This is a genomic window from Streptomyces sp. NPDC059477 (genome assembly GCF_042749375.1).
Taxonomy (GTDB): domain Bacteria; phylum Actinomycetota; class Actinomycetes; order Streptomycetales; family Streptomycetaceae; genus Streptomyces.
The window spans coordinates 1,286-14,141 of the sequence record NZ_JBHYUG010000022.1 but is presented as its reverse complement, the minus strand read 5'-3'; the positions used below and the strand labels follow the sequence as shown (position 1 = coordinate 14,141).

Genomic DNA, 12,856 nt, shown 5'->3' with positions numbered 1-12,856 from the left:
CCAGCGCTCGGGGGTGTGTGTGTTTGGGGGGGGTGGGGGGCGAGGGGCCCCCCCCCGCCGGCGGGTGGGGGGGGGGGGGGGGTGGGGCCGGAACTCACCGCCTGGGTGCGGTTCACCGACGGACGGACGCTGGACGCGGCGGCCGTCGCCACCCTGACCGATGTCCTGCCGCCCGCCCTCTACGCCCGCTGGCACACCCCTCGCCCCGTCCCCACCGCCGAACTGACCGTGCACTTCACCGACGCCCTGACCCCGGGCGCGGACGGCGCACCGGCGCTGGTGCGGATCCGCACCGAGCGCGCCGACGGTGCCTGGGCCGTCGACGACAGCGCCGTCTGGGCCGCCGACGGACGGTTGCTCGCGCTGGGCCGGCAGGCCCGGGTGGTGCGGGCCGCCCGGCCCGTGGCTCAGCCCGCCGCGGGCACCGTGAACTCGTAGACCAGCGCGTCCTTGCGGGCGTCCACCAGCAGATCCGTGATCTCCAGCGGCCGGGCGTGCTGATCGTGCACCAGCCGGGTCACCCGCATCGACGGGATGTCGTCGAGCGGGGTGATCGCGTCCCGGTGGTGCAGCGCCAGACCGGCCTGCCGCATCCAGTCGTAGACCCGGCGCAGCTGCGCCGAGTCGCTCACCAGGGTCCGGTCGCGGTAGCGCGCCAGCTCCGCCACCTCCGACAGCGCCACCGCCGAGAACGAGGTGATCGCCGTGCGCCGGCCGTGTTCGTCGGCGCCCGCGGACTCGTAGCGGTGGACCAGGGTCGGCCGGTGCGGGTCGAGCCCCAGCGCTCTCGCGTGCTCCGGCGAGGGGACCTCCCAGGTCACCGTGGCCCGGTCGGAGCCGCCTGGCGCCCGGATGCCCACCGGGAAGGCGAGCGCGGCCGGGTGTTCGACCGGCGCCCCGGGCAGCGTGGCATGGCTGCCCCGCCGGTCCGTGGCGACCAGGCCCTCGCGGCGCAGCACCTCCAGGGCCTGGCGGACGGTCTCCCTGCTCACGCCGAAATGTTCGGATAATTGCCGTTCCCCCGGCAGCCGTTCGCCCGGGGGAATCGTTCCGTCGCGCAGTTCCCCGAGCAGTGCCGCCGCTATTTTCCGGTACAGGGGCCGGGCCTCGCCCCGAAGGTGGTCGTGCGGGGTGGTGCAGGCCATGCCGTGCCCTCCTGGTGGTGACTTGCCGTAGCCGTGCGGGCTCATTGCGCCACCAGATCTAGCACCGGCCCGAATCACCGAGGAAGAGTGGTTGGGAGGTTCGGCCGAAACCGGACGGTCCGCCCACGGCCATGAATTGTTACAACGCCCTGTACACGGCGTTGACCAGCGACAACTTTCGTGGATCACCGGCGATGCGCGGGCCCATCCGGTTCATGACATAGCCCACCGAGACCCCCGCCTCCGGATTGCCCGGACCGAACGCCCCACCGAAGCCAGCATGGCCGAAAGCCTGCGGACCGGGTCCCCGCCCGCGCCCCGGACCTCGCGTGCCCGCGCCACCGCCCCGGCACCGAGGAAGCGCCCGCCCACGGACCACGTCAGGCGTACGACCGCAGCCAGCGCATCGTGACCGCCTCCTGGTACGGGCCGCCGCCCTCGTGGTCGTTGAACTCGTACACCTCGATGGCCTTGTCGTCGTGCGCCCACGCGTTGAACGCCGCGAAGACGGTCGACGGCGGGCAGGTCTGGTCCTCCAGGGCCGCCGAGAACAGCGCGGGGGACCGGCCACGGGCGGCGAAGTGCACCCCGTCGAAGTACGAGAGGGTGCGCAGCACGTCCTGGGTGCGGCCCCGGTGCGTCTTGAGCCACAGCGCGATCTCGCGGTACGGATGCCGGTCCGTGAGGGTCGTCGCCCGCGGGAAGTCGCACAGGAACGGCACGTTCGGCGCGATCGCCACCAGGTCCGGGACCAGCGCGCCCACCGCCACCGTGATGCCACCACCCTGGCTGGTGCCCAGCGCCACCGTCCGGGAGGCGTCGGCCAGCGGATGCGCGCGGGCCGCCTCCACCGCCCGTACGGCGTCGGTGAGGACCCTGCGGTAGTAGTAGTTCTCCGGCGCGTCGATACCCCGGGTCATGAAACCGGGGAAGGCGGGACCGCCCGCCACCGGGTCCGGGGTGGCCCCGCCCCCGCCCCAGGCGCTGCCCTGGCCCCGGGTGTCCATCACGAAGTGCGCGCGGCCCGTCGACGCCCACAGCAGATGCTCGTGCGCCAGCCCGCGCCCGCCGCCGTACCCGACGAACTCCACGACCAGCGGCACCGGCTCGCGGGCCGTCGCGGGCACGGTCAGCCAGCCCTTCACCGGGTGCCCCCCGAACCCGGCGAAGGTCACGTCGTACACCTCGACGGTGACCAGCCCGCTCTCCACCGGCTCGAACCGCACGTCCAGATCATGCTCCCGCGCCTCCTGGAGCGTCTTGGCCCAGAAGGCATCGAAGTCCACGGGCGCGACAGAGCCGCTGCGATAGTCACGCAACTCGTCCAGGGGCAGATCGAACAGGGCCATACGGGGTCACCTTCACAAGACGGTACGAGGGTGATCACACCGTAGACACGCGGCGGGCCGGCCCACCAGGGTGTGGGGCCGTCCGGGGTGGTGCCGGGGATCTCCGTCGCGCAGGCCGCGAGGGGGTGGTGCCGTCCCGGTGCGGCGGGCGCCGACAGGATGATCCGTCGGAGGCACGGGCCGAGGGCGGCGCGTTCGCGAAGGCGCGGCCCGCCGCCGGCGCCGCGTGCCGTCGGTGGACCAGGCGTCGGAACCGGAGATCGGTATCGAAGATCGGTATCGAAGATCGTCGTCATCGGAGAGCGGCATCGGCCATATCGGCCCCGCACCGCGAGGGCCACCGCTCACCGGGGTGACCACAGGCATCACCGACCCCGCGCGCCACTCCCCCCGCGGGAGACCGCCGACATCCCCCCGCTCAAGCCCACCGCCGAGTCCACTCCGGCTCGGTCCGGGCCCAGTCGCGTTCCCATTCCGACAAGCGGTGGGCGAGGGTGATCCGGCGTACGGCGGACCAGCCCAAAAGGACCATCGCCGCGGTGCCGCCACTCGCGCAGACGCCCAGGGTGATCGCGTGCTGGACGACGATCGAGGCGTCCGGCGGCGGGCCGACGCTGCGGTCCTGCCGGTCGAGCCACACCCGTACGGTGTCCCCGCGGTGGACGTCCGCCGGTACCCGCAGAGCCGTGGTCTCCGGCCGGCCGGCCGCATCCGTCCAGCGGACCGTCGCGCGGTAGGGGTCGGTCGCCGTACCGGTCCCGATCGAGGGGAGCGCCCGCTGCGGGGCGGCGATCACCTCCGCGCGCACCAGATGCCGCTCCGCCCGCTGCGCCGCCACCGTCGCGTGGGCGTCGCCGTACGCCCACCAGCCCGTCGCGGCCCCTGCCAGCGGCGCGCCGAGCAACAGCAGCACGGCGACCACGACCAGGGCCCACGCCTCGATCACATCCGACCGGCGGCGCAGCGGACTGGACCGCCACCGCCAGCCACGCACCCGGGTTCGCATGTCGACCTCCTCGCCGTCACGCGTGCGAGTGGCTCTATGGAACTGGTACCCCGTACACCGCCGCTTTGCGCCCACAAGAACGGACATATGGGGTGACTCAAACGGATCCCTCATCATTAAACGCGTATGAACACTCCCTCCGCCAGGGAATAGGTGGACCGCGATCTTCCTTGCCCGAGGTGCCCGATCCGGGGGCACCCGATCATCTGCCCCCGGCGACAGTGGAAAGAGTGGGAGCCATCATGCCCAAGGCATACGTCTTCACCCGGTACGGCGGTCCGGAGACCGAGGCGCTCGTCGACGTGGACCGGCCGGTCCCCGGTCCCGGTGAGCTGCTGATCGCGGTGCGCGCGGCCGGGGTCAACCCGGTCGACTACAAGATCCGTAACGGCTATCGCGGCTCGGGCACGGCGCCCGCCGAACTGCCGGCCATCCTCGGCGGCGAGGTCTCCGGCGTGGTCGTGGAGACCGGCGCGGACGTCACCGGGTTCGCCGTCGGGGACGAGGTGTTCGGGTCGGCCGTAGGGGGCGGCTACTCCGAGTACGCCGTCCTCCCGCAGGGCCAGACCGCGCACAAGCCCGCCGCACTGTCCTTCACCGCCGCCGCGACCCTCTCGGTGGCCGCCGCCACCGCGTACGACGGCGTCCAGCAACTGGGTCTGCCCTCCGGCGCGACCCTGCTGGTGACCGGCGCGGGCGGCGGGGTCGGCGTGGCCGCCGTGCAGATCGCCCACGGCGCCGGACTGAAGGTGCTGGGCCTGGCCAGCGAGGGCAAGAAGGAACTGCTCACCTCCCTGGGCGCGGTCCACGTGCCGTCCGGACCGGGCTGGCCCGAGCGGGTGCGGGCCGCCGCCCCCGACGGCCTGGACGGCATCTTCGACCTGGTCGGCGGCGAGGTGTTCGAGGAGGCCGCGAAGCTGACGGCCGACGGCACGAAACTGATCACCGCCGCGGTCCGGCCCGAGGAGGCCGAGCGGCTCGGCGGCGCCCGGGTGGCCCGCGCCCGCACCGGGGCCGTCCTGGAGGCGGTCGCCGCCCTGGTGGTCGACGGCACCCTGGACCCGCACGTGACCGAGACGTTCCCGCTGGAGCGGGCCGGTGACGCGCTGCGCGTGGTCGAGGAAGGGCACTCCCGCGGCAAGGTCGTGATCGAGGTGTCCCGGTGACCCGCGACGAACCCCCGCACATACTCGACAACCCGGCCCTCGCCGCGCTGACCGGCCCGCATGCCCACTTCGCGGAGGGCCGGGGCCGCATCCTGCGCTACCCGGTCGACGTCTCGCCCTGGCTCGCCCTGCCCGACGAGCTGGGCCCCGACGACTGGGCGGACCTCGCGGCGCTCGCCGGGCCCGGCGCCGACATCCCCCTCCTCGGCCGGCAGGGGCCCATCCCGGACGGCTGGGAGATCGTCTTCCACGCGGACGGCGTCCAGCTCGTCGACGACGGGGTGATCACCGCCCCCGACCCCGAGGCGATCGTCCTCGGCCCCGCCGACGTGCCCGAGATGACCGACCTGGTCGAGCGCACCAAGCCCGGCCCGTTCCTGCCCCGCACGATCGAGATGGGCACGTATCTCGGCATCCGCCGCGAGGGCCGGCTCGTCGCCATGGCGGGGGAGCGGCTGCACCCGCCGGGCTGGACCGAGATCAGCGCGGTCTGCACCGACCCGTCGGCCCGCGGCGAGGGCCTCGCCACCCGGCTGGTCCTCGCCGTCGCCCACGGCATCCGCGCCCGCGGCGAGTCCCCGTTCCTGCACACGGGCGCCGCGAACACGAACGCGATACGCCTCTACGAGCACCTGGGCTTCCGGCTGCGCCGCACCACGGCCTTCATGGCGGCCCGCGCCCCGCAACCCATGGGCGAGGACCGGGCGATGGCCGTGTCCTGAACGGCGGGCGATGCCCGCGACCCGGGGTGCTCCCGCGCCCGCCGAGGCCCCGGCCCGGCGGGCGAGGAGCCCGTGGGCGGCCGATCGAGCAGGTGTATGGTGGCCGTTCCGGCCGCGGGTGGACCCGGCCGTACGACCGAGGAGGTGAGACCCATCACCGCTGTGTCAGCCGGGGTGCTCACTTCTCGAACCGGCGCGGATCACCGGCCCTAGGGCGGTGGCCGCCGGGAGCGCCCTTCGTGTCGCGAAAGGCTCCCGCACTTCCCATGCTCCCCTCCTCCTCCACTTCTTCCTCGTCCTCCCCTTCTCCGGCGCCCACCCCCGAGCAGGTCGTGAGCGCGTTGCGGGCCGCAGGCTGTGTGTTCGCCGAGGACGAGGCCGCGCTGATCCTCGCCGCCGCGCGCACCCCCGGTGAACTGGCCGAACTGGTCGAGCGGCGGGTGAGCGGGCTGCCCCTCGAACTCGTCGTCGGCTGGGCCGAGTTCCGGGGCCTGCGGGTCGTCGTGGCCGCCGGCGTCTTCGTGCCGCGCCGCCGGACCGAGTTCCTGGTCGAACAGGCCCTCGCCCGGGTGCCGCACGCGCGCGTGGTGGTCGACCTGTGCTGCGGCTCGGGCGCGGTCGGCGCCGCCCTGGCGTCGGCCCTCGACGGCGTCGAACTGCACGCCGCCGACATCGACCCCGTCGCCGTGCGCTGCGCCCACCGCAATGTCGCCGCCCACGACGGCCGCGTCCACCGGGGCGACCTGTTCGCGGCGCTCCCCGGTGAACTGCGCGGCCGGGTCGGCATCCTGGCGGCCAATGTGCCCTACGTCCCCACCGGCGAGGTCGGTCTGCTCCCGGCCGAGGCCCGGGACCATGAACCGCGGGCCGCGCTCGACGGCGGCGCCGACGGGCTGGACGTGCTGCGCCGCGTCGCCGCCGGGGCCCCGCGGTGGCTGGCCCCCGAAGGCCGGCTGCTGACGGAGACAAGTGAGCGTCAGGCGCCGCTCGCGGTGGACGCGTACACCCGCGCCGGACTCACCGCCGAGGTGGCCGTCTGCGCGGACACCGACGCGCATGTCGTGATCGGCGGCCTGCCCGGGTGAGCGGGCCGGGCGGCGCTCAGCCCGCCTCGCGGGCCCGCGCGACGAGCACCGCCACGTCGTCGTGGTTGTCCTGCTGGTGCAGGGTGCGCACCAGCAGATCGCAGACCTCCTCCAGCGGGCGCGCGGGATCCTCCAGCAGGCCGAGCATGGTGTCGAGGCGCTCGTCGAGGGAGTGGCTGCGGGTCTCGACCAGGCCGTCGGTGTAGAGCACGAGCCGGTCGCCCGGGGCGAAGTCGAAGCTCGTGGTGGAGAACGCCACCCCGCCGACGCCGAGCGGCGCCCCCGTCGGCAGGTCGAGCAGCTCCGGCCGGTGCCCGACCCGGGTCCGCGCGGGCGGCAGATGCCCGGCGTTGGCGATCAGACAGCGACCGAGCGCCGGGTCGTGGACCGCGTACAGACAAGTGGCGATGGAGTGCTTCAGGCCCGCGGTGATCCGGTCGAGGTGCGCCAGGAGGACGGCGGGGTCGAGGCCGAGCGGGGCGAGGGTGGCGGTCGCGGTGCGCAGCCGGCCCATGGTCGCGGCGGCGCTGATCCCGCTGCCCATCACATCGCCGACGACCAGCGCGGTTCTCCCGCCCTCCAGCGGGATCACGTCGAACCAGTCGCCGCCCACCTCGGTGGCCGCCCCGGCCGGCTGGTAGCGGGAGGCCACCTCCAGGCCGCCGGTGACCGACGGATGGCTGGGCAGCAGGCTGCGCTGGAGGGTGAGGGCGGTGTCCCGGGCGTTCTGGTACCAGCGGGCGTTGTCGATCTGCACGGCCGCGCGGGCCGCCAGCTCCCGGGCGAGCAGCACATCGTCCTCGCTGAACGGCAGCGGATTGCGGGTGCGTTTGAGGTCCAGGGCACCGAGCACCTCGCCGCGCGCGATCAGCGGCACGGCGAGATACGAGTGCACGCCCGCGCGCGAGAGCAGGACCGCCGCCTCGGGGGAGCGGGCGATCCGCCGCAGAGCGTCGTCGTTCACATACGCCACCCGCACCGGCTGCCCGGTGCGGACGCACTCGGTGACCAGCCGGTCCGGTGCGTAGCGCGCCACCTGACCCGGCGGATCGGCCGCCGCCAGCGCGTCCCGCTCGCCGTCCGCGCGCACCGCGAGCGCCCTGATCACCGCCGGTTCGGCCGGGCCCAGTCTGCTGCGACGGCCCTCCATCACCGCGTCCAGCACATCCACCGCCGCGATGTCGGCCAGCTCCGGGACGGCCACATCGGCCAGCTCCCGGGCCGTGCGGTCCAGCTCCAGCGTGGTGCCGATACGCGCCGACGCGTCCGCGATCACCACGAGCCGCCGCCGGGCGGCCTCCGCCTCCACACCCGCCCGGTGCCGCTCGGTGATGTCCACCAGCGACAGCGCCACGCCCAGCGCGGTGCCCACCGCGTCCTCCAGCCGGTACAGCGACGCCGTCCAGACGTGGTCCTCGTCCGGATCGGCGGGCGTACGGCCGGTGACGGACCGGTCGACGACCGGGCGGCCGGTGGCCAGCACCCGGCGGGCCGCGGTCTCCAGCGCCTCGGCGTCCAGCAACGGCAGCACCTCGCGCAGGGTCCGCCCCAGATGCGCCTCGGCCGGGATGCCGTCCATCAGCTCCAGCGCCGGGTTCACCGAGACATGGCGCAGGGTGGTGTCCAGCACGGCGATGCCGATGGGCGACTGGTCGACGACCCGCGTCGACAGCGCCACGTCCCGCTCCAGCCGCCGTACCGTGCCCTGGTCGGCGGCGAGCCCGAGGGCGAACACCTTCCCGCGGTCGTCCGTCAGCCGCATGTTGCGGAACTCCACCAGGCGGGTGCTGCCGTCCTTGTGCCGCACCGGGAAGGCGCCCGCCCAGCCCTCGCCGGTGGCCATCACGTCCGCGAAGAGCTTCACCACCAGGTCCAGATGCTGCTCGTGGACCATCACCTGGGCGGCGTACCGGCCGAGCGCCTCCCGCGCGGAGTAGCCGAACAACTCCTCGGCCTGCGGGCTCCACAGCACGATGCGCCCCTCGGCGTCCAGCACCACCGAGGCCACGCCCAGCACGTCCAGCAGCCCGCTGGGCCGCCCCGTACCGCGGCCCGGTTCGTCACCTCCGGTGACCGACGACCCTCGTGCATCCATCACGCACCGCCCTAGCCCTGTGTCACGGCACGTACGTCCCCCGTGCCGACTCCCCTGTCGTAGCGCGCCCCGCCCTTTCGCTCGGGCCTCCTCGGCCTTTCTCCACCATCCCTCAACACCTCGGCGCCCGTCCCGCGATTCGCCGGGCGCCCGACACCAGCGAAGCACACCGGGCGCGGGCGGCCCGGGGCGGCGCGACGGGCACCCCGGTACCGGTGCCTCGGTGGTGCTCTGCCCGCGCCGGTGCTTACCTGGACAGTGGGCTCGGCCGTCCGCGGCCGGCGCCAGGGCCAGTACCAGGGCCGACGGTGGCCACCTGCCGGAAGGAAGCGGCGGGTCACCTGGCCAAGGGAAGGAGAGCGGTCGCGATGAACGCAGCGGCCTCGCACCCGGAATCCGTCTCCGTCGAGATCAGCGGGTGCAGCAAGGAAGACGCCCGGGTGGTGTTCGACACCCTCTGCGCGTGCTTCACCTCCGACCGGTGCGCCGACGACGTACCGCAGGAACTCCACGCGACCCGGCCCGCGGTCTGGCTGGGCACCTTCGACGTGGCCGACGCCCACCAGGACACGGGGGCGCCGCCGGACCGGCTGGCGGCGTCCGTGACGGCGGACGTGCAGGGCGGCTACTGGGCCATCGACCGGTTCCGTACGACGCTGCACTCCCTGTTCGCGGTACGGGAACTGTCCACCGCGTCCGGCGATCAGGAGCGTGAGCTGCACGTCCTGCTGGAGAACCGCTGAGGGCGGCGGGCACCCGGCGGCCCAGGACGCGCCCCCGGCCGGAGCGGCGATTGTTATGCAACTAGCTGCATAAACCGTGCGCGGTCCTCTACAACCGACCGGGAGGGCATGACACCGCGCACGGAGGGGCCCATGAGCCGTTGCCCGGATCCGCTGAGCCCGCTCGACCTGGGGTTCACCACCCTGCCCCATCGCGTCCTCATGGGCTCGACGCACCTAGGACTGGAGGAGGCCGAGGGCGGCTTCACACGCCTGGCGGAGTTCTACGCCGCCAGGGCGCGCGGGGGAGTGTGCCTGATCGTCACCGGGGGCATCGCGCCCAACGAGGAGGGGCGGCCCTGGGCGGGCGGCGCCAAACCCACCACCGGGGCGGAGGCGGCGGAGCACCGCGAGATCACCGACGCCGTGCACCGCGCGGGCGGCCGGATAGCGATGCAGATCCTGCACTTCGGCCGATACGCCCACCACCCCCACCTGGTCGCCCCCAGCCCGCTCCGGGCGTCCATCAGCCCCACCCGCCGCGCGAGCTGACCGACGCCGACATCGAGCGGACCATCGACGACTACGCCCGCGCCGCCCGGCTCGCCCGCCTCGCCCGTACGGCCGGCTACGACGGGGTCGAGATCATGGGCTCCGAGGGCTATCTCATCCGCCGAGGCGTGGGCGCCCGGCGATGGCGTACGCCCCTGATACCCCGGAGCGGCACCCGGCGCCGTCCCTAGGACGACCGCATGTCACTCCCGCACGCGATCCTCACCGCCCTGCTCGAAAAGCCGTCCTCGGGGCTCGAACCGACTCGGCGGTTCGACAGGTCGATCGGCTACTTCTGGTCGGCGACGCATCAGCAGATCCATCGCGAGCTGGGAAAACCGGAGGCCGAGGGGCTGATCCGGGCCCTGCCCGGCGAGCAGCCGGCGCGCGGCCAGAAGAAGTCCTACGAGGTACTGCCCGCCGGCCGCGCCGAACTCGCCCTGGACCGCCGCGCCCCAGGACCCCAGGCCGATGCGCGACCCCCTGCTGCTGCGGCTGCGGGCGTCGGCCGTGGTCGGCACGGACGGTCTGGAGGCCGACCTGCGCCGCCATCTGGAGCTGCATCAGGGCGTGCCGGCGCGGTACGCGGAGATCGAGGAGCGGGACTTCCCGCCGGACAAGGACACCGCCCAGGACCGGCTCCAGCATCTGGTCCTGCGCGCGGGCATCGACCTGGAGACCTTCTGGACGCGGTGGCTGACGCACGCGCTGGAGGAGTTGGAGCGCCATCCCCGGTGACCCCGGTGATCCCGGTGATGCTGGTGATCCCGGTGATTTTGGGGATGCTGGTGATTTTGGCGACCTCGGTGACCTCGCGACCTGGGCGGGCGCCCCGGTCGGCCGGCCGTTCAGAGCCGGTACGGCTTCGACCGCCTGCGCAGGAACCAGCCCGCCGCGATCGCCCCGGCGCCCACCAGCACCCCGCCCGCGACCAGCGTCAGCGTCCCGTAGTTCTTGATGCCGCCGCCGACACCGCCCAGCACACCGCGTGGCGAGGCGGAGGCGGAGGCGGAAGCGGGGGCCGAGGCGGCGGCCGAGGAGGTCGCGGAGATGGTCGGTGAAGCCGGGGCGGAGACGATCACCGACTGGGTGCCCGCGGTGTTGCCGCCCGCGCACACGACGGCGACCGTGTACGTGCCGGGCGTGACATTGGACCAGGCGGCCGACTGGAGGTTCGACGTGCCGGTGAGGGCGATCTGACGGCCCTGGGCGAAGTTCGTCTGGGCGCTGTTGATCAGCGAGGCATTGCCCCAGCTGCCGCTCATCTGGGTGCACACGGCGGTGGTGACCGACACCGAGGACCCCGAGGTGCTCACGGAGATGCCGTTCGCGGCGGCGGCCGGCCCGGCGGCCAGCGCGAACGGCAGGGCGGCGGCGGCCACGAGCGGGCCGGAGCGCAGGAGTTGCCGGCGGATGCGCATGGGTCTGTCCTCCAGTGGCACGGTCGGCGGTACATCCCTAGCGCCGCCAGGTCGGAAACGCCCGTGCGCCTCAGAGGCAGCCAATGCCGCCCGGCCGCCGCCCGCACTCCGGCCGCACCCGGGCAGGTGACGGATTCCGCCGTCCGGGCCAGCTGGGCCCTCCGAACCCTCCGCGACCTCCGAACCCTCCGCGCCCTCCGTGATGCCGCCCGCCGCCGATCCGAGCCGGGGAGGGCTGATCGCCCGCCCGGGATCACCGCGCCCGATCACCGCCCCGGACGAGCGCCCCCCTCAGGACTCCCCGTCATCCTCCCCGGTGGTCACCGTCCGCTCGGCCGAGTACCCGCCCCACGTCCCGTCCGGCAGCTTGGCCCGCAGCCGCACCTTGTGCGTCTCACCGGCCTTCTCCCCGATGTAGAAGCTGTAGGTCGACAGCCCCTCGGGCGGCTTGGCGCCCCACACGAGCGAGGTCGCGGACTGTCCGTCGAGCTGGATCTGGTACTCGGAGATCACCCCGTCCACCGCGGGCGGCATCCAGGTCAGTGAGATGTTGTAGGCCCCGTCGACCAGCCGCGTGGTCGCGGTGAAGTCGGTGGGCGCGGTGCCCTGTCCGCTGTCGTCCCCGGCCGCCGTGGTCAGCCGTACGGCGTTCCCGGCGGGCGAGACATTGTCCGCCGCGTCCCGCGCCTTGACCGTGAAGGAGTAGTCCGTGCTCGGCCGCAGCCCCGTGACCACGGCCGCGGTCTGGGTCCCGCCCACACTGTGGATCTTTGTATCGCCCTGGAAGATGTCGTAGGACACCACCTTCTGGTTGTCCTTCGACGCTCCCCACTGCAACTGCACCGCTTGGCTCCCCGTCACCTGTCCGCTGGTCGTGCCGGGACGGGTGGGCGGGGAGTCGTCGGCGGGACCGGCCGCCGGGGTGGTCGCCTCGACCTGAATGCTGGGGTCGCTGAGCCGCCCCTCGGCGTCGCGGGCGCGGACGGTGAAGGTGTAGGTGGTGGAGGGCTTGAGCTGCACGACGTCCACCATGTGCTCGTCGGCGTCGACCTCCTTGACCTTGGTCGAGCCCTGGTAGATCTCGTACTCGGTGATGGGGGGTTCGGCCGACACCTCGTTCCACATCACATGCACACTGGTCGCGCTGCCGGCGTCGGCGGTGACCCCGGCCGGTGCCCCGGGTGGGCTCTCACCGCTCTCCTCCGCACCGCCCCAGGCACAGGAGGTCACGAGCAGAAGGGTGCCGCAGACGAGCACGGCGGGAACGGGGGCGCGTCGCACGGTGATGCCTCCCAGGGCGGTTGCAATGGTCCGGACCAATTCTGCGCGCCTGACGGGATCACATCAAGGGGGGATTGCCCTGCGGTCGGCGTCCGGTCGGAGTTCGATCGAGGTTCGGCCGACGTCCGGGTGCCATTGGTGAGCATCGCCCGGGGTTACGTATGCTGAAGGCCCTCACGGCCGATCTCGCCCGGATAACGGGTGTTTTCACGCCGATTGCGCCGAGCGCAGGGGTCGCGGTAAACCCGGCCGCGCGGGGGGGCCGGGGGCGGGGTCGCCAGTGGGGGCGGGGCCCGCCCCCCGGCGCCCCGC

At 73.7% G+C, this 12,856-nt stretch carries 11 protein-coding genes and 2 pseudogenes; 7 read left to right on the top strand and 6 right to left on the bottom strand.

Translation table 11 applies throughout. The features are described 5' to 3' along the window. The first annotated feature begins 15 nt into the window (after positions 1-15). Complete coding sequence (locus tag ACFXAZ_RS14195) at positions 16-438, top strand: hypothetical protein (protein ID WP_384589638.1); 423 nt, start codon at positions 16-18, stop codon at positions 436-438. Here the strand turns inward: ACFXAZ_RS14195 and ACFXAZ_RS14190 are convergent. The 3 genes from ACFXAZ_RS14190 to ACFXAZ_RS14180 form a co-directional block, all read right to left on the bottom strand. Continuing rightward, positions 408-1,145: a GntR family transcriptional regulator gene (locus tag ACFXAZ_RS14190; protein WP_384589447.1), complete on the bottom strand. Its 738-nt coding sequence runs from the start codon at positions 1,143-1,145 to the stop codon at positions 408-410. The genes ACFXAZ_RS14195 and ACFXAZ_RS14190 overlap by 31 nt on opposite strands. Positions 1,146-1,525: 380 nt before the next feature. Beyond that, positions 1,526-2,494, bottom strand: coding sequence for an acetylxylan esterase (locus ACFXAZ_RS14185; RefSeq protein WP_384589444.1), 969 nt, complete (start codon positions 2,492-2,494; stop codon positions 1,526-1,528). A 418-nt stretch (positions 2,495-2,912) separates the two neighbouring features. Beyond that, positions 2,913-3,500, bottom strand: coding sequence for a hypothetical protein (locus ACFXAZ_RS14180; protein WP_384589441.1), 588 nt, complete (start codon positions 3,498-3,500; stop codon positions 2,913-2,915). 242 nt (positions 3,501-3,742) lie between these two features. On the opposite strand from ACFXAZ_RS14180, the gene ACFXAZ_RS14175 reads away from it, so the two are divergent. The 3 genes from ACFXAZ_RS14175 (at position 3,743) to ACFXAZ_RS14165 (ending at position 6,473) form a co-directional block, all read left to right on the top strand. Continuing rightward, the gene (locus ACFXAZ_RS14175) at positions 3,743-4,666 is read left to right on the top strand and encodes an NADP-dependent oxidoreductase (protein WP_384589438.1); all 924 of its coding nucleotides are present in this window, start codon (positions 3,743-3,745) and stop codon (positions 4,664-4,666) included. Then, complete coding sequence (locus ACFXAZ_RS14170; RefSeq protein ID WP_384589435.1) at positions 4,663-5,388, top strand: GNAT family N-acetyltransferase; 726 nt, start codon at positions 4,663-4,665, stop codon at positions 5,386-5,388. Before ACFXAZ_RS14175 ends, ACFXAZ_RS14170 begins: the two co-directional genes overlap by 4 nt. A gap of 266 nt (positions 5,389-5,654) precedes the next feature. After that, a complete protein-coding gene (locus ACFXAZ_RS14165) occupies positions 5,655-6,473 on the top strand; it encodes a putative protein N(5)-glutamine methyltransferase (RefSeq protein ID WP_384589432.1) in 819 nt (272 codons plus the stop codon). A gap of 16 nt (positions 6,474-6,489) precedes the next feature. Here ACFXAZ_RS14165 and ACFXAZ_RS14160 read toward each other — a convergent pair whose 3' ends face one another. Beyond that, entirely contained in the window at positions 6,490-8,568 is a 2,079-nt protein-coding gene (locus tag ACFXAZ_RS14160) for a SpoIIE family protein phosphatase (protein WP_384589429.1), read from the bottom strand. A 368-nt stretch (positions 8,569-8,936) separates the two neighbouring features. On the opposite strand from ACFXAZ_RS14160, the gene ACFXAZ_RS14155 reads away from it, so the two are divergent. From ACFXAZ_RS14155 to ACFXAZ_RS14145, 3 genes and pseudogenes are all read left to right on the top strand, one after another. Next, positions 8,937-9,311 (top strand): hypothetical protein, encoded by a 375-nt coding sequence (locus ACFXAZ_RS14155; protein WP_384589426.1) that lies wholly within the window; start codon positions 8,937-8,939, stop codon positions 9,309-9,311. A gap of 132 nt (positions 9,312-9,443) precedes the next feature. Continuing rightward, a pseudogene (gene fadH, locus ACFXAZ_RS14150) lies at positions 9,444-9,982 on the top strand (NADPH-dependent 2,4-dienoyl-CoA reductase); the annotation flags it as partial. A 60-nt stretch (positions 9,983-10,042) separates the two neighbouring features. After that, positions 10,043-10,580, top strand: a pseudogene (locus tag ACFXAZ_RS14145) (PadR family transcriptional regulator). Positions 10,581-10,690: 110 nt separating this feature from the next. Here ACFXAZ_RS14145 and ACFXAZ_RS14140 read toward each other — a convergent pair. Together ACFXAZ_RS14140 and ACFXAZ_RS14135 are read right to left on the bottom strand one after the other, a co-directional pair. Then, entirely contained in the window at positions 10,691-11,263 is a 573-nt protein-coding gene (locus ACFXAZ_RS14140) for a hypothetical protein (protein WP_384589423.1), read from the bottom strand. A gap of 291 nt (positions 11,264-11,554) precedes the next feature. Further along, positions 11,555-12,544 (bottom strand): fibronectin type III domain-containing protein, encoded by a 990-nt coding sequence (locus ACFXAZ_RS14135; RefSeq protein WP_384589420.1) that lies wholly within the window; start codon positions 12,542-12,544, stop codon positions 11,555-11,557. Between the last annotated feature and the right edge of the window lie 312 nt (positions 12,545-12,856).

Excerpts from the sequence above, each read along its gene's own strand:
- ACFXAZ_RS14165 (WP_384589432.1), top strand. The coding sequence starts at position 5,655 with ATGCTCCCCTCCTCCTCCACTTCTTCCTCGTCCTCCCCTTCTCCGGCG.
- ACFXAZ_RS14175 (WP_384589438.1), top strand. The coding sequence starts at position 3,743 with ATGCCCAAGGCATACGTCTTCACCCGGTACGGCGGTCCGGAGACCGAG.
- ACFXAZ_RS14140 (WP_384589423.1), bottom strand. The coding sequence starts at position 11,263 with ATGCGCATCCGCCGGCAACTCCTGCGCTCCGGCCCGCTCGTGGCCGCC.
- ACFXAZ_RS14190 (WP_384589447.1), bottom strand. The coding sequence starts at position 1,145 with ATGGCCTGCACCACCCCGCACGACCACCTTCGGGGCGAGGCCCGGCCC.
- ACFXAZ_RS14180 (WP_384589441.1), bottom strand. The coding sequence starts at position 3,500 with ATGCGAACCCGGGTGCGTGGCTGGCGGTGGCGGTCCAGTCCGCTGCGC.
- ACFXAZ_RS14155 (WP_384589426.1), top strand. The coding sequence starts at position 8,937 with ATGAACGCAGCGGCCTCGCACCCGGAATCCGTCTCCGTCGAGATCAGC.
- ACFXAZ_RS14160 (WP_384589429.1), bottom strand. The coding sequence starts at position 8,568 with ATGGATGCACGAGGGTCGTCGGTCACCGGAGGTGACGAACCGGGCCGC.
- ACFXAZ_RS14185 (WP_384589444.1), bottom strand. The coding sequence starts at position 2,494 with ATGGCCCTGTTCGATCTGCCCCTGGACGAGTTGCGTGACTATCGCAGC.